The sequence below is a fragment of the Nostoc sp. NZL genome (assembly GCF_015714705.1).
Taxonomy (GTDB): domain Bacteria; phylum Cyanobacteriota; class Cyanobacteriia; order Cyanobacteriales; family Nostocaceae; genus Nostoc; species Nostoc foliaceum_A.
Genome location: NZ_WBKL01000103.1, coordinates 16,738 through 36,419, shown reverse-complemented (window position 1 = coordinate 36,419; position 19,682 = coordinate 16,738). Strand labels below are relative to the sequence as shown.

The window sequence follows — 19,682 nt, the reverse complement described above, 5'->3', positions numbered from 1 at the left end:
GTCTTGCCATCCGCAGCCATTAGTAATGTGTGTGCACGCCGAATTTCTCTGGCTTTTGCTGAACCCTTTTTGACTAGAGCCAGTAGTTCTTCCCTCTGTGATTCACTCAGATTAATTTGATACTTTTTGCTCATACACCCTTTTTCCTTCTTCTGCGATCGCTTGTCTGCTTGTGAATACCAATGCATCCACATTGCTATTTAATCACACTTGATTATAACCCCGCAAAATTAATGGGACAGACCACTAGTTTGATCGGCGTACATGATGCCAAGTTGATCATCAAAATGCACTTCTAAAACATTGGCATTTTTTTCTATAGCTGGTTTGACTGTGAGGACGACGTTATGAATCAGCGTCGCAATCTCGAATGTCTCTGGATAGAGAGTCATTTTCCCCGCTTCAATTTTTGACAAGTCGAGGATTTCGTTGATCAAGTGCAGTAGATGTTTACCAGCAGCATTAATTGTTTCTAAGTCTGTGATAAAATCTCCCGATAAGCCGAGATCGGTAGCGTCGTCTTCTAGAAGTTGGCTCAAGCCAATCACAGCATTTAATGGTGTGCGTAATTCGTGGCTGACATTGGCCAGAAATACGCTTTTTGCCTTGCTAGCAGCTTCGGCTAATTCTTTAGCTTGTTGTAGTTCTTTTGTTCGCTGAGATACTCGCTCAATCAGACGATTTAGAGATTTGGCAAGTAGCCCAATTTCATCTTCAGTGGTGACGGGCGCTCGTAAATCGAAATTAGATTTCCTTGCAACTTGCTCTGCTACTTGGGTGACAGTGATCACTGGTTCAGCGATCGCTCGACTGGTACGCCATGCGACAATGGCTGCGATCGCTACCGAAACCAGCATACTCATAATTACAATGAATCGCTCAACTACTTTTGCCTGCTCAACGGCTTTTTGCCTTTCTTGCTCTTGATCTTCAGCAGTTTGCAGGATGTTAGTCAAGCTTTGAGAAAGCTGGTCTAGCCGGATGGCTGTTTCACCACGCATAATTGTCAATAACTGCGATCGGGCAGAGGAAATCTGCTGAGGCTGCACTTTTTGGGAGTCAACTTCCTTTAAGATGACCTCGATTTGGTCAACGTAAGCTTTTAAATTATTTTTGTAATCCAGCAATAAAGTCTGTAAAGTCGAACTTGTTGCTGCTAGTCTTTTAGGCTTACTCTCGATAAATCCGGCAATTTTTGACTCTAGTTGCTTGGCTTTTTCAACATTCTTCAGAAAATCGGCTTTTTTGTTTTGTAGCTGTTGTGAATTTTCCAATACAGCAACTAGGTTAGAGCTATGTAATTGTGCCCCTACTACTGCATCTTTATAATTGCTCAGTAGTTGTCCTTGTTCATAGGCTTGATTGAATTGCCTGACTTCCCTTCCTCGGTAGTAGTTGGCAATCACTAACCCAGTCAGTGAGCCAAAAAATCCAATTCCGATAGCTACAAAGTACCCATAGCCAATTTTTTGATGGATTCGCCAAGAACTGGCTTTGAGTTTCCCTCGTGAGGGAAATTCTATAGTCGGGAGTTCGTCTGTCGATGGCTCTTCGGCTGACACTTTTTTGCTTTCTGAACTGCTGTCGCTAGGGGTTGGCTTTTGAGGAAGGCATTTCTCAAACCTTCTGGCCTTCCCACAAAAATCACCAAGTCAGTCTAGCTTATGCAAACACTTTAATTGGTGATTAACATCTACATTATCTTCTTTTATAGCAATAGAAAATCATTGCTTACTAGATAATTAGCATAACCTTATAGAGTATAAGTAGTTTTGATAGCAATTTTGCTAAGTACACTTACTGATAGCGAGTAGAATTCACATTTTTTAGCAACACCGAATTAGTTTACTGCACTAAAGACTTATCTGAGACCGTCTTCTCCTTACTACAACACTTTTCTCAATATTCGGTTGATAGCAATGAGTTGTTGCCATCAGGTACGCCACTACTCTAACTTACTGCTTCCTTATAAAATTAATACAATCAGGAAAAAAACAAAAGCTTTGATATTCGTTGGGCATTGGGAAGCCAGTGCGTTGGGCGGGCAATACCCGACTTGTACTCCTATGGAGAAGCAAATGGCATGATGGGGCATTAGGTATTGGTTATTTCTCTCTCATCCCCAGGGGCATATATCATAAAATAGTTATACAGTCTAGTCTATGTGAATACACAAAAACTTTTATTCCGTATTAATATCAATACGAATGCGTTAATTGACGAACGCGGCTTAAGATAGCTTTAATATCAGCTAAAATCGGCTTTTAGGCTTATATAAATGAGAGGTAGGCTGATTTTTGCCTGATTTGTACTTAGATTTAGTACGATTATGAGCAAATGACACAGAATGGGATAATCACAACCTGAGGATTCCAGTTGATTCAAAAAAGAACTCAGAAAGCTGATTATAATACATCCTGCTGCCTTCTAAGTTCTATCCTCCTACTGACTGTCTACCTTGTAGTTGATGCAGTAGATATTAAGGGGCAATTATAGTTATAGGACACTAAAACCCTTTTGTGCCCTTTACTCAATTGTACTGATGCGCTTGTGCATTACCTAATCAACAGCCTTTTGGTTGTAATTATCCAGATTAAAAAAACTCAACTGTCAAATTTATGGGAGTGAAAATGCCAGAACAAGAATTTACTGAAACCGCATCCAAAGAGACTACAGTGGCAGAAATCAACAACCAAACGGGAACCATTACCAAACTTCAGCCTCCCGCACAGTCTCAAGACGAATGGCTAAAATACGGGGAGCAAATTTCTAGCTTTTTAGCAACATTGCCAGAATATCTCGGAAGCTTCTTTAATCAATATAAGCAACCCCTGGTCACTGTTGGTTTAATTGTGGGATCAATTGTTGGGGTTAAAGTACTCTTGGCAATATTAGATGCTTTGAATGATATCCCCTTGGTAGCTCCTACTTTTGAGTTGATTGGTATTGGTTACTCTGCCTGGTTTGTTTACCGCTATTTACTCAAAGCCTCAACCAGGAAAGAGTTAACTAGTGAAATCACCACTCTTAAATCACAAGTGGTTGGTAAACAAATTCCAGAAGCTTAATATCTGACTATCGCTTCTCTACGAGACTCTAGGCGTAGCTTGCTCCTGTGTAGGAGTACGCTCTAATTCCAAATCACCGAAGTCTGATCGCTGGAAGTCGGCGATCAGACTTCTCTCAAAATTCCCTACGAAGTTCATTGAGACGAACCACCAGCGGACAATTTACCCTTTAGGCTCGGTTTTACAGTCTGCGAAAGTTCTGGAGATACTTTGGGCGATGCCTGCGACGGGCTACGCATACGCACAATGTTTTGAGATGAAATTCCCTCCAATTTGCCCCGTTTTACTAAAGCTTGATGAATCATCGCCGCCACTTCAGCCCGACTAGCTACTTTGTTGGGAGCAAGAATTTGGGGATTTGGATAGTTAACGACCAGACCATTGGCTGTAGCAGCAGCTATTTTGCTATTAGCATAGGTTGGAATATCTTTAGTATCTTTATAGACACTTAAAATCTGATTTGGGGAAGTGGGTGCTTTCAAATTCAACCCACTAACAAGGGCAACTAAAACTTGCACTCGCGTAATATTTTGTTGTGGTTTGAAGGTTTTTTTCGGGTAGCCTTTGAGAAATCCGGCACTGATGGCTTGGTCAATTGCTGGAGTAGCCCAGAATTTTGCTGGTACATCTTGAAATGCGATCGCAGTCTTAGTCAGTTCTTGGTCAAAAGCTTTTTGCAGGATAGCAGCAAATTCGGCGCGGTTTACAGGCTGATTTGGTCTAAATGAATAATCAGGAAACCCCTTGAGAATCCCACGGGAAGAAAGAACGTCTATAAAACGCCGACCCCAGAAGTTATTAGGCACATCGTTAAATGCTATTGGCGGCGGAATAATAGATTTTTGTTTTGCTGGAGTTACTAAAGGCAATGCTGATGATGTAATTGATGCCTCAAGCCCTGCTGAAGAGGATACAGGTGTCTGTGGTTGTGGGGATTGAGTTGGGATTACCTCAGCAGATGGTAAGACTGTGCGAGAAGAAGTTGCGTTGTTAGTTGACAATGCAGGTGTCTTGGGTTCCACAACAGCCTCAGGTGGAGATGACGGCAAAACGTTGTTGGGGACTGCATTTGGTTCTACCTTGGGAGTCGGGGAGGGCAATATTTGATTTGGCTGAACACTAGGAGACGGAGTAGAGGAAGGCGAAAGCAGCCCGTTTAAGTCCCAGCTAGAATCCCTGCGGGACAATGACCAAAAAAGAATCGCTCCGATAGTGGTGAAGGCAACCAGAATGGCTATAAACTCATCAAAGCCAAGGGCAGTTCTTTGGGATGACTCCGGTTCGGAAGGAGGTCTATTTGTCATCGTGATTACCCTGGTAGCAGTAAAATTTGTGTCTAAACAAATTAAGCCACAGATGACTCTTTTACACCACCCCTTTTTTAATTCGTAATTCGTAATTCGTAATTCGTAATTCGTAATTCGTAATTCGTAATTCGTAATACTCGCCTCTGACGAGAAGCAAGCTACGTAATTCGTAATTTATAGCAAAATATTAAGCTTCTGGTTCAACGCAAAGCGATGTCTAACGATAAGCCGCTCCGCGTCTACGCAATTGGGCAGATGATCGGCTCTTTGAAGCGTGAAGCGAACACGAACGTGCTATCGGACTGATTATAAATCGCACGCCAATAGCTTCCAGTCGCTTTAGAACGATTTTCACCCTGACACAACACTTATTTTACTAGATACCTAAACTGAAACCGCATATTACAGGGTGGCAGAATGTAAAATATTAACTTATTGTTTACCTGTCTTTGTAAAAATCAGGGTGTCTAGTGTCAGAAGAATTCAGTAGCCAAATCTTACCGCCATTTGTGTCTCTTGGTAGCGATCGCGATCTCGATTTAGATTCAACTCTCCAAGAACTACCAATGTACAACTTCCCAGTGGAAATCAATCACACTGGTATGGAAGTGGCTAGTTTTTTGGAAAAATACCCCCAGCTACCAGGAGTAATTTTGGTAGAACAGGGAAAGTTCTTTGGGATGATTTCGCGGCGGCGACTGCTGGAATTTTTGATTCGCCCCTATGGACAAGAGTTATTTGTTCAGCAACCATTAGCCGTTCTCTACAGCTATACGCGGATACCAATTTTGCTGCTTGCTGATACAACATCGATTTTAACTGCGATGCAACTTAGCTTAAAGCGATCGCCAGAATTTTTAGCAGAACCAATTGTAGTACAAACAGAATCTGGTGCTTATAGGTTGTTAGATGTCCAAGAATTGAATATTATTTCTTGGCAAATTCGAGGAATCGACAATCTGGTGCGATATGAACGCAGTCAAGCCCAAATGATTCAAAATGATAAGATGGCAAATCTGGGACGTTTGGTAGATGGCGTAGCGCACGAAATTTTAGACCCAGTGGGTTTTATTTGGGGGAATATAACTTATGTTTCCAACTACAGCCAAGATTTACTCAAGCTGATAGCAGCTTACGATCAAGAGTTACCATCAGTTTCCCAGGCGATTAATCTTCTTAAAGAAGAGATTGAATTTGATTTTTTAGAACAAGATTTGTCGCGATCGCTTGCTAGTATCCGCACTGGAGCAGAAAGATTAAAAAAACTTGTCACTAGTTTACAAAACTTTTGTCATATCGATGAGCTTTATCCCAAGCCAGTAGATTTACATGCTTGTATAGATAGTATTATTTTATTAATTAATAGCCGTCTACAAGGAGAAATTGAAATCGTCAAATACTACGGTCAATTGCCCCCAGTGTATTGCTTTATGGGGCAGATAAACCAGGTTTTGATGAATATTTTCAGCGAAGTTGTAGATACTTTACTCAATGAAGCAGTGCGACAGTCTTTGCATATAGAAGATACAAAAACTATTCAAAAACCTCGAATTGAAATTACTACAGAAATAATTTCGCAAGAAGCAAGTAACCCAAATGCACCAGATTCTCGTTGGATATTAATTCGCATTGCCGATAATGGGCCTGGAATGTCTCAAGAATTGCAACAGCAAATTGTGGAGTCGTTTTCTCTGGAAACAAAGAATAGTAAAAATACCAGTTTAGCAGTAAGTTATCGAATTATAACCGTGAAACATGGTGGTAAATTAAATTTCCATTCCCAGATTGGGATAGGTACGAAATTTGAAATATTGTTACCTTTGGTTTAGCAATATAATTTTAGAGAAACGACCCAAATGTGAACAATTTTTGCCAATAAATGATTGCTAAAATACTGATTTAAAAATCACTATTAAATCATGCTGAAATGTCTAATCATTTCTACAATCTCATAAATATTTTTCATTTATACTGCCTATTTAGAAACCAATATACTTGATTTAGTGATATTCTAACCTAGAATATACCCTCTGCCCCACCCTTAAAAAGCAGGGCTGTTTCATTCTTTCACCTGAGTTATTTCTGATTAAAATATCGTTTTTAGCAGGCTTTCGCCACGTTTGTAAATCTCACGTGCGTAATCAGTCCAAGCGCCTTGTCCCCAATAACGAAAACAACTGGTTTGCAGCAAAAGATTATGTAGGAGAACGTTACGGTATTGAGATTGTCTAGTGATCGGTTCTGCTGAGTCAGCTTGCAGTAACGGATCAATCTTTTGATGAAATAAACTGCTTAATTGGTACATGGGAGACAACACATTTTCATATCCTTTTACCCAACTGATATGATTTGTCCACGAAGCTCCATCCAGATGAAAATTAGAGTTTGTTTGCTTCAATTCTTGAATTGCATTCTCTACAGCTTGCGGTTGAATATTATCTGGTGAAACTCGCTCCCAAATTTGATGTTGTCCCACTGGCTGACAAGTTGGATAATCTTCAGGTTTGCAGCCCGCTGCTTCGATTAATTCCAAATATTCTGTACCACACATCCCAACTACACCTGATTTTCCTCCACCGTTATTCACCATATCCCACCAAGCTTGTTTAAACGCACTAGGAAATTCATTCATCATCACGCCGCCATTTTCACCATCTCCAATTTGGCTAACTATCGGTGGTACAAATACACCGCCAATTTGTTGTTTTGATAAGGTTTTGGCTTCATAATAAGGTTGCATTTGTGCGACTAATTTAGTATCTGAACCTTGGGTTTTAATTAAGGCTGTGATGCTAATTGTTTCGCCTTGAGAATTACGAGCAACTAAACGATGTGGTAAATGTTTGTGGGTAAGAGATTGACCGCTAATCGTTTCTACAGAATGTTCTTGAACAAGTAGCCAGCGATATCCACATTCTTTCAGCGCTTTCACAAATTCAAAGAGAGCATCAGGGTGATTGGGTAGATGCATTTCTGGAGGCGAAAATCCTTTAACTCGCGCTAGTGCTTCCCAGCCAAAAATTGCCGCAAAATGATGTTGCCATGCAATGATATGCAATTTGATATCTGCTATGGGTGTGGAAGGAATAACTGCATGACCCCACATTGTACCCAACCACTCTACATAAGGTTGATAGGTTGGGTCGCAAGTAATACGTTTGAGATTATCCAGAACATCACCGCGTCCCATTTGTCGCAGTCCCCACAAAAGATTACCAGAGTAATCCAACATCACACGGGGATTGCAACCTTGATTAACGAGTTCGGGGATCAAGTCTCCCATGCGGCTATAACAATATGCAAAAGGATCTGCATTGTGGTTATCCCCTTCATGAGGATGTTCAAACATATATTGCAGATTGCTGATCAGTGAACCGCCATGTCCAGCAGGTATAGTTGGCTGGTGCATGTGTAAGGCGATCGCAAACACAGCCTTGATGTCTTCTAAGCGGATATTCGTTGTTGGTAAAAATACTGGTTGATCATGGTTAACTACAGAGATAACCTCTGTTTCCCAACCAGAAATATTCGGCAAGCCATCAATGATTTCGGGCAAAGGAGTAAGCGTTGTGGGGAAGGAAAGCATTTCTGGTTGCTCCGAAATAAGTTATATCTATAAAATTTGCATGAGTATCTAATAACACCTAGCTCAGTGCAGATACAATAAATACCCTGAGCCATAACATTTTTAATTTGGTGATTTTCAGTAACTGCGAACTCAGGCAAGTCTAGTAATCATCGGTGCAGTCTACCCAGATATTCGCATCTTTGTGTTCTATTTATTGATAAAGTTTGTTTACCATCTGCTAATACGCCAGATGTAGTCAGAAATTTATGATCAGCAGGGATCAACGCTTTTGGCAAAATATAGTTAGTCTATGCAGATTGCCGATGTCTGGAGTTAGAAGCTGATTGAGTTGGGTTGGGTAAGGATGGCTGATTGCGGTCAATCTAGTTGATTTGGTCGGGTAATCCCGTTTTTACCCTCAAGGTAAAGGCAATTGACCGCAGGAGAGGAGGCGATCGCCTCTAAAATTTAAGACTTACGTGCAGACACCCAAAAAATCATGTTCTTGACAAGAACAAATCACCGAAACGATGGATTCTGGTCAAAAAATTCAGTTTCGGGATCAGCTTGTTCAGTTTTTGATTCGGCTGTTGTTTTCTTGGTGCTGGCGGGGTTGCTATTCGTAAAATTAGCTCTAGCAACCAAGGGGCAAGGCGTTGACACAATACAGCTAAATGACTTTGCCATCCGACTAAAATTTCTGGTGAATCATTTTGCATTCCGGTGACGAGTGCTTTAGCTACTTCCTGGGGAGTCATGGGGATCACCCAGCGAAATAATTTTAAGTCGCGCACCATGTCTGTGTCTGTCAGAGAAGGCAGTAATGCAATGACTCGGATATTGTAATCAGCTAGTTCGCGCCGTAAGGCTTGAGTAAATCCTAAGATGGCAAACTTGGTAGCTGAGTAAGTTGCCATCGTCGGTGCAGCCACCTTCCCCATCAGACTCGACACATTGACGATTGTGCCTTGCTTTTGGCTGGCCATGCGTCGAGCGATCAGACTAGTGAGGTTGTACATCCCTAATAAGTTCACAGAGAGTTCTTCTTGAACTTGGGGCAGTTTAGATTGCAAAAAGGAGGTTTGGTATGCGACTCCCGCACAATTAACCAGCAGGTGAATCTGTCCGTAATTGCGCCACAGTTGGGCAACAGCGATATTCACTTCAATTGTTTGGGTCAAATCTAAGGCCACGATCGCAGTTTCCGTGCCCATCGCCTCGATTTCGTTAGCTACCTCGACTAACTTTTGGCGATCGCGTGCTACCAATATCAGTCGCTTGATGCCTTGTTGCGCTAGTTCGAGGGCGATCGCTCGTCCAATCCCACGGGAAGCCCCTGTAATTAGGGCAACTTTACCTTGAATCTCCATTGGTTTTATCCTCCAAAATCTAAGTCTTACCAAACTCTTCGTTATTGCCGATATACACAATCAAGAGCTACTCGCTTGTCGGCACAAGGTAAGACAAATAAGCAATCGTAATTGAAATCAAACTGAAACTAAGCCTTTGGCAACGAGATATTTCATGGTTAATCTGCAATCCCTCATAATTGTCTATACGAGGCAGAAATTTCTCGTTTTTAACCCGTCAAACCCGAACACACTTGGCTGAATGGGTATAGCTCATAGATTTTATTTCTCCTAGATCAGAGCGTTCATCAGCATCATTGTCATACACACGTTAGCAATTAAATCAAGGTATTGCAATATTCTTTAATAAGGATTTCTTAATACTTCTTAACGACAGGCATATATATAGTAAAGATTTTATTAAATAAGTTTTTATGAATACCTCAGTACAAATATCTCAATTCCCTGACAAATAGCTCCTGTTTTAGGAAATTGTCATATCTAATTCATAGCTTAGAAGCAAAAAAGACATATAGATTTTGGTTTATGGTTGCAATAGTTAGAGTTTCTAACTAACTTGGAAATTACTATCAGCATATTTACTGGTTTTTTGAAAAGGGAATATCCAGGTTTTGATTTTTTAAAATAATAGAATAGGGCTAGTTCATTGTCTTTAATGCAAATTACAACGACATATTTATCTGCCAAAAATTTAATGTAAATACTAATTTATTTGGGTTTAGCTTTGAGTTCATCAAAGGAATGCTTGAGACTTGTACCTTCCATAGCAAACTTAAATCATTCATGAACAACAAGATCCCCGACTTTTCTAATAAGTTGGGGATCTGAGATGTAAGTCAAGATAATTTCTAATTTTCTGCCTTCTATTGTACACCGTATAATTACTTAAGGTTTAACCCATTCCCCGGCTGTAAAAACTTCAGCCGGCGAAAATCGAAGTCCTTAGTAGGTCTTCATGATTTTTCTTGGCTTTTTCATACTAATGACCAAGACGGCGAGCGACGATTCATCCCATTCTCACCGTCTTTCTGTAAAACCTCTAAGAGGTTTTTTTATTCAGATCATTTTAGATGTTTTTCAGCTTATAACTAACGGGGGGTAGGGGTAGGTTGGGGATTTGATGGTTTGCTTGATTGGGTAGTTGACCCATTCCAAATTTGAGTGAATTGATCTACCGACAACGACTGTAAAAGACTGAGATTAAGAGGCTCTTTACTAATAAATGTGGCGTAGGATGGCTGCAAATAGGAACGGTATTCAGGATGGTTGAGAAGATGGGTTTCCAAAAAAGCTACGCTGAGGGCGTTGAGATAGGAATAAACAGGAGCACGATCAGGACCCAGCAAGGCAGGTGGTACAGGTAAGACATCATTTTCAGAAGTAGGTTCTGCGATCGCTGAAAAGTGGGTAGCATTTTCGATTAAGGCTAGATACTTATTGGAGTCAGAAAGCCAGGTAAAGGGGCGAATTTGCTCAAATACGGGTGGGGCGAAAATATCTTGACTACCTGCTACCAGCATTACAGGTATTTTAATTTGACTCACTCCGCCCTCACCCAAAATTGAGCTGTTAATCGGATTAATCGCCATGATCACCTTGATGCGATCGTCTTTGAGTTCGTAATTTGTCGGCGGTAACTCAATTGCTTGACACTGCAAAAAGAGCGACAAATTAAAGGATGAATTATTGGGATTACAATCTTGCCTCAGTTGCTCAAAGTTAATCTTTGCTCCTGCTAGAGCCAAAACAGTATAACCGCCAAAGGAATGACCGATCGCCCCAATTTGCTGAAAATTGAGTTTTCCCAAGAGGGCGGGATCAGATTTATCTAGACGCTGGAGTTCATTGAGGAGATACTTAATATCCAAAGGTCGGTTGATAAATTCTTCTGCATCTGGCGGCCCAGCCAAACCCGCAAAATATTGTTGAATGCGTTCGGCATTACTACCAGGATGTTCCAGTATAGCAACAGCAAAACCGTAGGATGCTAGATGTTCAGCTAGGTAGACAAAGGTAAAGCGGTCTGAGGCGAGACCATGAGAAATGACGATGAGGGGAAAGGGAGGCGACAGGGAATTCTGAGTTGGGAGTTGTGAGTTTTGAGTTGCAGGTAAATAAATATCCACCGGTAGACGGCGATTGCGAGAAAAGTCATTTAGCTCCAGGCTTTTTTTCTGCCAGCGGAATTTTCCTGGCGATCGCAAATCTAGCTGTTGTGAGAAGTCAATTGTTGAATTCGCTGCTTGAGCGATCGCTTCTTTTTGAAGAGAGGCAACAACTTCATCCCTTTTTTTGAGCAATTGTGACAAGTCATCAACTATCCTTAAGCCTTCTGTGAAATTCACTCGCACAGTATTGCTAGGAAATTTCCGCAGCAAATTCACAACCGTTAAACCTTCTTGATCAACAGCAGCCAAAATCAAAGAGGCACGTATGGCATAGAAGCCGTTCTGTCGAGACTCAGTGAGGAGTAATTCTCCTAGCTGTTGCATCACTTGTTCGCCTATAGGCGAGTAGGTAACCTGAGATACTAATGTAGGAGTGACATTGAACTTCTGCTGGAGCAGATCCCGCAATTGAGCGAGTTGTTGGGGGGTAGCACGGCTAGCATAAAATGAAAAATCTTGATCGATTTTGCCAACTTTCGCAAAAGTTTCCAGCGAGTCCACAGACAAGGAGAATTCGCCGAAGGGAGGGTAATAAAAGCTAATGCGTTCAGCTCCCAATCCGGGAGTCGCAGTCAAAAAGGTAGATAGGAAACCTAAACCCAGGTATCTCAAAAAATTTTTCATTAGAAAAACCCACTGTCTAACCCTGCTAAACAAGTTTGAGCAGGGAGGAAAGCGGGGCGGGATCTATAACCGCTTTCCTGTTTACTCGGTTTAGATATATCAAACAGGTTACAAGCACAAGGAAGCAAGTACTTACAGTCATAGTTTCGCATATACGCTTTAAACCAGCACTGAATTATCAAAACACATGGGTAGCAAATTTTTCAGCCAAACAGCATCAGTAGCGCGATAATAAATATAGAGATCAAAATATTTTATATGTCCTTTGCCTCCTGCGCCTGTTGTGTTGTCGTCCTCAATCAACAACAGGAGCAAAATATCTCCCACCAAAACCAGTGCCAGGATGTGCCAGTTAACCCCAGCAAGAGCATGGTTAAAAGTTGCACTGTAGTTGAACATGGTCGGGTTGTCGTTAAATCTTTACAACCACCACCCAATCAAGCTTCCGAGTAACTTTCAGGCATTCAAAGCATTTCATCTAAAGGTAAAACATCGTGGAAGCGGTTGTAATCAATGTAGCGATGTCCATCGGGTGTGTGGTGGATGATATCGACAAATTGATTGTTCCACAAAATTTCATTAGCACCATAACTATGACGGGCATGGACAACCTGTGCAACCGTTTCATCAATGCCACTCAAAGAGATGATCAGCATAGTATTTGTCTGGGTTAACGATTCTGGTGTCATCCCATATAGAGGACTAAACTCATCAATGACATGCATCACTGACCAGCTCAACGTAAAGCTAGGTGTTTGGTTCCTCAGCAGTTTGAGATCATAGAACCGACGCATGAACTGCCCTTCTAAAGAAACTTCGTCGCGCATTAAGTAGACTCGCATCTGCGCCTCCAGAATCATATTGCGACGCTGATTAGCGGTGCGAAATATGAGAGTCGGCATCGCATCATGAGGTGTAATTACAGCAACACGACTAAAGAGTACCCGAGCTGTGGGTCGGGAGAATCGAGCAAACGCTAGTCCCGTCATCACAGCAATTCCCACCAAACCGATCATTGCTTCAATGGTGACAATAATGTTGGCGTAAGTTGTTTTAGGATACATTGCCCCATAGCCGATAGATGCTAGGGTTTGGACGCTAAAGAAAAAGACATCTAAAAAAGAACCAGGTCGGGCATTGGCAATACAATCTCCTCCTATCAAGTAAGCTAGGGCAAATAGAGCATTAATAGTTATATAGAAAGTACAAATCAGGATCAGAAAGCCAGCCCAGGGAATCGTTAGCAGCAGATGGTAGGGATCGCGCCAGTAGGAATGCCATGCACCCATACCCATAATCTCAAATTTTCCATCTCGAGCTTGAATCTGAATAGGTGAGATCAGGCGCTGTCGTTTCTTCGGTGAAAGTCTTTTCAGTCGAAATTTCATTGCAAGGTAGCCAAAAGCAAGGCAACTGCTTAGTATTGTAAATTAAGTTGCTTTGGAGACATTTCGGTTACCCGCAAGGGAACGAAAATCGGCGAGAATGCCATTCCTTCTCAGGGTGTCTGGGATAGCCGCCCGCCGGTTTAGTCATTGGTCATTAGTCATTTGGTACTGTTGACTTCAATTTTCTCACGGCAATTCAAGAAAATGAGCGAACGCAGCAGCGTGTCGGAAAGACTTGCGATGTTTTCGTCGCCGTGGGATGAGTTAACTTTCTTTTCTTAAATCAGCAAAAAAATAGGGTGTGCAATGCCCACCCTACTAAAATTAATCTGCTAGAAACTTATTTTTCCGGCTTTAGTGATTGACCTTTAGAACAGCGGTCAAACCACTCCTGGTATTTTTTCTGGTGTGACTCATCTTCAACACCAATGGTCACTCGCACTTGCTTGCAGCCGTGATTTTGCTCTAGTGCGATCGCATTCAACAATAAACTAGCAGTTTTAGGTGAGCTAAATTCGCCGCTTACCGTTAAACCACTGTCAAAATGTGTAGCCTCAAGTCCTTCTACTTCGGTCAAGTCAACGCCAGAAATCTCCTCTTGTCCTAAATCAATTTCTGCAAGTTGTTTGTGTTCTGGACTAATTTGTTCCACAATCAACCTTTCACGCCGGACAGGAACTTGTATCATCCGGGTTTCGATTACTTTGCGAACAATCACCTCACCAACTTTACGCTTACTGCTTTCAACAACTAGGCGTTCTTCTAGTAGACGAATAATCTGTTCTTCGGTAACATCATCTAAATTTACTGGCTCAATTGGGCTATTTGTAGTTTGATAATTGTCTAGTTGCTCAATTGAGTTTTCTGATAGTGTGCGCTCGCCTGGTGTTTCTGTTTCTAAATATTCAGGCATATACTCGATTTCTGATTTGTTTAAGTCTATGAAAACAGATTTAGTCGGCTTGTCGATTTTTTTTATTCTCTGGCTCTGCAATCGAAATAATGAAGGATATTTATCGGCTAACTGCTGACCATATTCTAGAGTTCCTTGATTCGCCTGATTAGATATAACTAAGTTTAATCGGCGATTAGCATCCACAATTAAGTCGTGAACTACTCCTACTAGCTGACCTTGCTGATCGAACACAGCAAAATTCCTCACCTTCTTTCTTAAATCTGCTAACGAGGTGCTAGTACGAGAGTCAGAGTTTGCCTGTCCAATGTTTTTTGTCATCGGTTGGCTATTCATATGCAAATTTTATGAACTGCTTTCTATGTAGCTAAATTATAATGTATTGATCATCTGAATGCTATTTAGAAAATATTTGTGGCAAATGTATTTGTCCAATTCATATTCGCAATCCAAATTCTAAAATGCTATCAGATATTGCTATTACAAGCACAGGTAAAGCAATTCTACAGCCTCACCTGTACTGTGTCGAATTAATTATTAGTCATTAGTTGATAACTAATGACTCTGTTAGTTAGCGCTCTTCAATCGGAAGATTACCAGAATTCACATCTAACTCTTCACGACGCACGGTTTCTTGAGTTTCAACTGTGTCTTGATCGACCACTTTTCTAACTCTAACTTCTTCGCGCAAAAATGCTTCTTTGCGAACTTCAGGAGTTTCTTCGTGGATTTCTACGCGAGCAACTTCGCCTTCACGGAAGTCTGCTTCGCGCCCAGAAACGGCAGTACCTGCATCTACTGGAGTTACACGCTCAATCACAACTCGTTCTCTTTCTACTGGGACTGCAACCCGTGCAGTATCAGTCTCAACGTGCTTGCCAATCGTCACTTCTCCAGTTTTTTGACGGCGTTTACTGGCAATCAGCCGTTCTTCGTACAATCTCAGAGTTTGATGATCTTGCTCATGTAACCCGTATAAAGAAGGCTCATGTTCGTAATTGTAGCTATCACGATTGTAAGTAGGCGTAACTGGCTGCTGATAGGTTGCATCCACTGGTGCTGTAGCTTCCAATGGTAATGATGCTTCTACAGGCCGGGTATAGTCTGTGGGTCGGCGATATACTCCACGCACCCGTTCTTCATAATCGTAATCAAGGGTTTGACGTTCATTGAACTCAGGTAAATCTTCTGCTTGCTCTCTAGTCAAGCCAATTGTGTAGACGCGATCAACGTTATAGTCGATACGAGCGCGACCAATTGGTAATAACACTTTTTTACCAAAAATCCAGAAGCCTAAATCAACGACTAGATAGCGAAAATGACCTTCCTCATCCACTAAAACATCGCTGACAGTGCCAATTTTCTCATCAGTTCCTTGTGTATAAACGCCAAGCCCATTAATGTCGTGACCTTCAAAAGTATCGCGATAGTTAGGCTCAAAATCTTGTAATTTGTAGAGTACCATTATATTTTCCTCAAAAATTTTCTTCCCATCTCCTAATAACTAAGTTAGACATTTAATTACTTGTTTGCCTCTTTCTGGCGAATGAATTATTTCATAAGTTAAATAATCAAAAGTTATAGATATTTTTTGATGGCAGAACCAAGGAAATTTGCGTTTATAGATTGTTGATCAAGATGTAAATTTTTAAAAAAATTAGATTCCCGGTTTCTCTAAGGAACCGGGAATCTAACCTTTTGAATCCAAAAACACAGACAGAGATAAAAATTAGCTTTGCCTGCATAATTATTTCAGATAAATCTACCAAACAAACTTATTGACTAGCGACTTAAACAGTTTCATGTGTAGTGGTACCATGTTCCTGCACATGTAAATTACCCGCAGTATCAACATCTAACTCTTCTCGACGAATGGTGTCTTGTGCTTCCACAGTGTCCCGTTCTACTACTTTCTTTACCCGGACTTCTTCACGCACAAACGCTTCTTTATGTATCTCAGGTGTTTCTTCGTACACTTCTATGCGTGCTACTTCCCCTTCTTGGAACTTAATTTCATTAGGATTTACAACCTTTCCTGCTTCTGTTGGCACAACTCGCTCAATCAGAACTCGTTCTTTTTGAATAGGTACGGTAACGCGTGCAGTTTCTGTTTCAATGTGTTTACCAACCGATACTTCTCCGGTTTTGATGCGGTGTTTGTTGGCAATTAATCGTTCTTCATAGAGTCTAAAAGTTTGATGATATTGCTCATTCAACCCGTATAAAGCTGGTTCTGTCTGGTAATTGTATGTATCGCGATCAAAAGTCACACCGCTGGTTGGAGAACGAAATACACTCCGTACCTTTTCTTCGTAATCATTATCAACGATCGCGTCTTCTTTGTACTCAACTAAATTTTCTACTTGTTGTCTGCTTAATCCATCAACATAGACGCGTCTTGCAGGATAATCGATCCGGGAAAGACCAATTGGTAGTAATATTTTCTTACCAAAAAAATCTACGCTTGTATCAATAATTAAATACCGAAAATGACCATCGTCATCAACTAAAACATCAGCCACTGAGCCAACTCTTTCTCCTGACTCAGTATAAAGATCCAATGCTTTAACATCGTCTCCGCCGAAAGTTTCTCGATAGTTTGGGTCAAAATGTTCAAGTTTGTGAAGAGGCATACGCTGTTCCCAAGTTGTTTATCAGGTTTATTTATAAGTGTAAAAAATATTGTGCTGAGTCTCATCCTGCTGGCGACTGAATTCAATTGAGATTTTTTCTGGTTTATAGCTCATACTTTATGAGATAAAGACTCAATTTGAACAGTCCCGATCATCAATGGGAGTACAACTAAAGTTATACAAAACTCTAGCTTATGCTGGTATAAACAATTTTTGACTGGAGATGATCTCGAAGACTAGTCAGCGTAGGCGGACTTGTAGAGCGTTCATACCAATTCACGAAAACCCTTGATACGTATACATTTATTGTAGGGGCATGGCATTACTAATTGGTGTCAAATCTTGATGTTGGTCACCTCTGAACTTAATTGCCTGTGTCAAACTTTCAATAGCTAAATCATGAGTATTTTTTAATGCATGACAACGGGCTTTATAACACCAAGATAAATAAAATTTAGGCTCAAGTTTTAAGGCTCTATTATCAGAAACGATCGCCTCATCATATCGTTGTTTACACAACTTGAAAATTAAAGCTAATACTTGCCCAATTATTCACATCCAATATATATGAGTCGGTTGCTGTGCCGTTCATCTCCGTTTTAAGGGCGCTGGCGTTATGCAAGTCTTGTAGCAAGGCTTGTGCAACGTCTAAGGGATTCAGCAATGGGCTAATCGGCCGCTGTTCGGCTGTGGAATACTTGACAGTGCTCAAGGCGGCGAGAGTTTCGCTAAAAGGGGCAGTACTAAAAATTAGTTGTTGTTCGCACTCAGAAGCTGGCCCTGAAATCACCCATTGGGAAGCAGCATTAGTTTGGGGTAGGGTGAGGGTTTTACCTGGGGCGATGACGACTTCTTTGAGGAGGGGTTTAGTGTCGGCAGTGTTTGGTTCTTGGGGGGTTTCCCAAGAATAGAAAGCAACTCCTGTCTGATTATTGTTTAATCCCAGCAAGATTAAATATACTGGGCGATCGCTCTGGTTTTCCACTCGATATTGCATTCGACTACCGATAGGCACAATCGGAGTGGGGAGAGACGCAATTAATCGCGTCTGTACTGATTTTTTAAAAGTTCTTACTGTTTCGCGCTGCATGACGACGCGAGGCGATATGCCACTAATTATTTCTAAAGTTGCCTTGAGAGGTAAGCGGGAAGAACCTTCATTTTCTGTCAGCCGCCATAACTTGGCTGCAAACAGGGTTGATAATTTTGGCGCTAACCTTTGCACTGTTAATTTTACTGCTTCTCCTACTTCTCCGGTGGTATTGGGAATTAGCTCGCCACCAAGAGAAAATAGACCATAATGACTGGGAATTTCCTGTAGTTTGGCAAATAAATAATCAGCGGGTTTTTCTCCTGCTACTGTGGTGGACACATGGGAAAATCCAGCAAAGGCACTTGTGGCGTCTACCCGCTCAATTCTTTCCAATCCAGTATCCAAAGCTATTGTTAAATTAATATTTCGGGGTAAAACCCGGACTGCTTCTTGGACGAGTTGCCCAACTTGTAGGGGATTTGCACCTTCAATTTTGGAAATTTGCGCTTTTGCTGTTAACCCAGTGCGCGATCGCAATACTAATTGCTCTGTTGTTGCGAGGGTGAATCGAGAATTCACTCCGTAGTATAGCAGCACTTGTGGAGGTAATCCTGCTAACCACAGATGGACTGTTTTACCGTCTTCTTCAATAGCTGTTACCGCGCCTTCTGCACCATTTACACTGTCTGGCAGTAGAGACGGTATATCTTGATTTTTCTTATTACTTAATAACGCTGATTGCTGTTTACTACCCAATTTGGATAGAGAATTTTCCACATGGGAGAGGGCGACTTGAATTGTGGTGGCTGGGGTGAATTCCCATAAATACTGTGTCAAGGCGTAGGTAAATAACCCGGCACTAAAACCAGAGAATAATCCTTCTCTTGCCGGCTGCTTCGGTTCTGAGGTAGCTGCTAAAACAATTGGAGTGCTAAGTAATTTCTGAGTTTGAAGTTGTTTGAGAAAGTCGAGTTCTTCTGCTGCTAGCTTGGCTACTGACTCCTGAAGGGCGCGAATTTTTAATCCTAAGACTGTGCTAGGAGCATAATAGCTAGTATCCAATACTGCTGTTACTCTGTCTGTGGGGAGCGATCGCAATAATAGCAGTAGAGTTTCTTCTAATATATAGTTGACTATTTGCTCATCTTGTGTATCTTGAGCCACATTAGCTGGCACCAGAGCATTGTGCATTGTATCTGGCGATGTGTCCAATTTGACACGGCTGCCATAGCCGCTAAAGTGGAAGACTACCACATCACCCGGTTTAGCTTGCTTACCCAGGTGATCCAAAAAAGCCGCCTCAATGAATTCCCTGCTAGCTTGTTCCTCAGTTAAGGTTAAAATATCTGACCCTTGGAAACCAAAGCGATGAATCAAAAGTTCTCTTTGGAGTTCTACATCCGTCAGAGAACCACTGAGGGCGGCAATTTCCGGGTATTGGTTAATACCTATTAGTAATGCTAATTTGCGTGGACTGGGTTGTGCCAAAGCCTGGTAATAGCGATTTCCCAAAGTCAACCACTGAGCTTCAGTTACCCCCAATACCGCGAGTATTGAGCCAATTCTTTGTAAAAACGTGCGCCGTTCCATAATTAGCTATCAGCCCTTAG

Annotated in this window: 14 protein-coding genes and 1 pseudogene; 2 read left to right on the top strand and 13 right to left on the bottom strand. The window is 41.4% G+C overall.

The window, feature by feature from the left end; genetic code table 11:
* Positions 1 to 188 (bottom strand): hypothetical protein (locus tag F8R90_RS14645; protein ID WP_442946731.1); only part of this gene is annotated, 188 nt, incomplete at its 3' end.
* Between the two features lie 60 nt (positions 189 to 248).
* Positions 249 to 1,562: pseudogene (locus F8R90_RS14640) on the bottom strand (histidine kinase dimerization/phospho-acceptor domain-containing protein); the annotation flags it as partial.
* A gap of 1,068 nt (positions 1,563 to 2,630) precedes the next feature.
* Here F8R90_RS14640 and F8R90_RS14635 point away from each other — a divergent pair.
* Positions 2,631 to 3,068, top strand: coding sequence for a CAAD domain-containing protein (locus tag F8R90_RS14635; RefSeq protein WP_196511340.1), 438 nt, complete (start codon positions 2,631 to 2,633; stop codon positions 3,066 to 3,068).
* A gap of 134 nt (positions 3,069 to 3,202) precedes the next feature.
* Here F8R90_RS14635 and F8R90_RS14630 read toward each other — a convergent pair whose 3' ends face one another.
* A complete protein-coding gene (locus F8R90_RS14630) occupies positions 3,203 to 4,372 on the bottom strand; it encodes an S-layer homology domain-containing protein (protein WP_196511339.1) in 1,170 nt (389 codons plus the stop codon).
* A 473-nt stretch (positions 4,373 to 4,845) separates the two neighbouring features.
* On the opposite strand from F8R90_RS14630, the gene F8R90_RS14625 reads away from it, so the two are divergent.
* Positions 4,846 to 6,204: a sensor histidine kinase gene (locus F8R90_RS14625; protein WP_196511338.1), complete on the top strand. Its 1,359-nt coding sequence runs from the start codon at positions 4,846 to 4,848 to the stop codon at positions 6,202 to 6,204.
* A 257-nt stretch (positions 6,205 to 6,461) separates the two neighbouring features.
* Here F8R90_RS14625 and F8R90_RS14620 read toward each other — a convergent pair whose 3' ends face one another.
* From F8R90_RS14620 to F8R90_RS14575, 10 genes are all read right to left on the bottom strand, one after another.
* Positions 6,462 to 7,961 (bottom strand): glycosyl hydrolase family 57, encoded by a 1,500-nt coding sequence (locus tag F8R90_RS14620; protein ID WP_196511337.1) that lies wholly within the window; start codon positions 7,959 to 7,961, stop codon positions 6,462 to 6,464.
* 479 nt (positions 7,962 to 8,440) lie between these two features.
* On the bottom strand, positions 8,441 to 9,313 hold the full coding sequence (locus F8R90_RS14615; protein WP_196511336.1) for an SDR family NAD(P)-dependent oxidoreductase: 873 nt from the start codon (positions 9,311 to 9,313) through the stop codon (positions 8,441 to 8,443).
* 1,088 nt (positions 9,314 to 10,401) lie between these two features.
* Complete coding sequence (locus tag F8R90_RS14610) at positions 10,402 to 12,105, bottom strand: alpha/beta hydrolase (RefSeq protein ID WP_196511335.1); 1,704 nt, start codon at positions 12,103 to 12,105, stop codon at positions 10,402 to 10,404.
* 159 nt (positions 12,106 to 12,264) lie between these two features.
* A complete protein-coding gene (locus F8R90_RS33690) occupies positions 12,265 to 12,504 on the bottom strand; it encodes a hypothetical protein (RefSeq protein ID WP_196511334.1) in 240 nt (79 codons plus the stop codon).
* Between the two features lie 65 nt (positions 12,505 to 12,569).
* Positions 12,570 to 13,493 carry an ion channel gene (locus F8R90_RS14600; protein ID WP_196511333.1) on the bottom strand — a complete coding sequence of 308 codons (924 nt, stop codon included), beginning with the start codon at positions 13,491 to 13,493 and terminating at the stop codon, positions 12,570 to 12,572.
* A 340-nt stretch (positions 13,494 to 13,833) separates the two neighbouring features.
* Entirely contained in the window at positions 13,834 to 14,727 is an 894-nt protein-coding gene (locus tag F8R90_RS14595; RefSeq protein ID WP_230966323.1) for a YsnF/AvaK domain-containing protein, read from the bottom strand.
* A 250-nt stretch (positions 14,728 to 14,977) separates the two neighbouring features.
* Positions 14,978 to 15,871, bottom strand: a complete 894-nt coding sequence (locus F8R90_RS14590) for a DUF2382 domain-containing protein (RefSeq protein WP_196511331.1) — start codon at positions 15,869 to 15,871, stop codon at positions 14,978 to 14,980.
* 325 nt (positions 15,872 to 16,196) lie between these two features.
* Positions 16,197 to 17,039, bottom strand: a complete 843-nt coding sequence (locus tag F8R90_RS14585; protein WP_196511330.1) for a DUF2382 domain-containing protein — start codon at positions 17,037 to 17,039, stop codon at positions 16,197 to 16,199.
* A gap of 303 nt (positions 17,040 to 17,342) precedes the next feature.
* Positions 17,343 to 17,558, bottom strand: coding sequence for a hypothetical protein (locus F8R90_RS14580; RefSeq protein WP_196511329.1), 216 nt, complete (start codon positions 17,556 to 17,558; stop codon positions 17,343 to 17,345).
* Positions 17,551 to 19,662: a caspase family protein gene (locus F8R90_RS14575; protein WP_196511328.1), complete on the bottom strand. Its 2,112-nt coding sequence runs from the start codon at positions 19,660 to 19,662 to the stop codon at positions 17,551 to 17,553. Before F8R90_RS14575 ends, F8R90_RS14580 begins: the two co-directional genes overlap by 8 nt.
* Between the last annotated feature and the right edge of the window lie 20 nt (positions 19,663 to 19,682).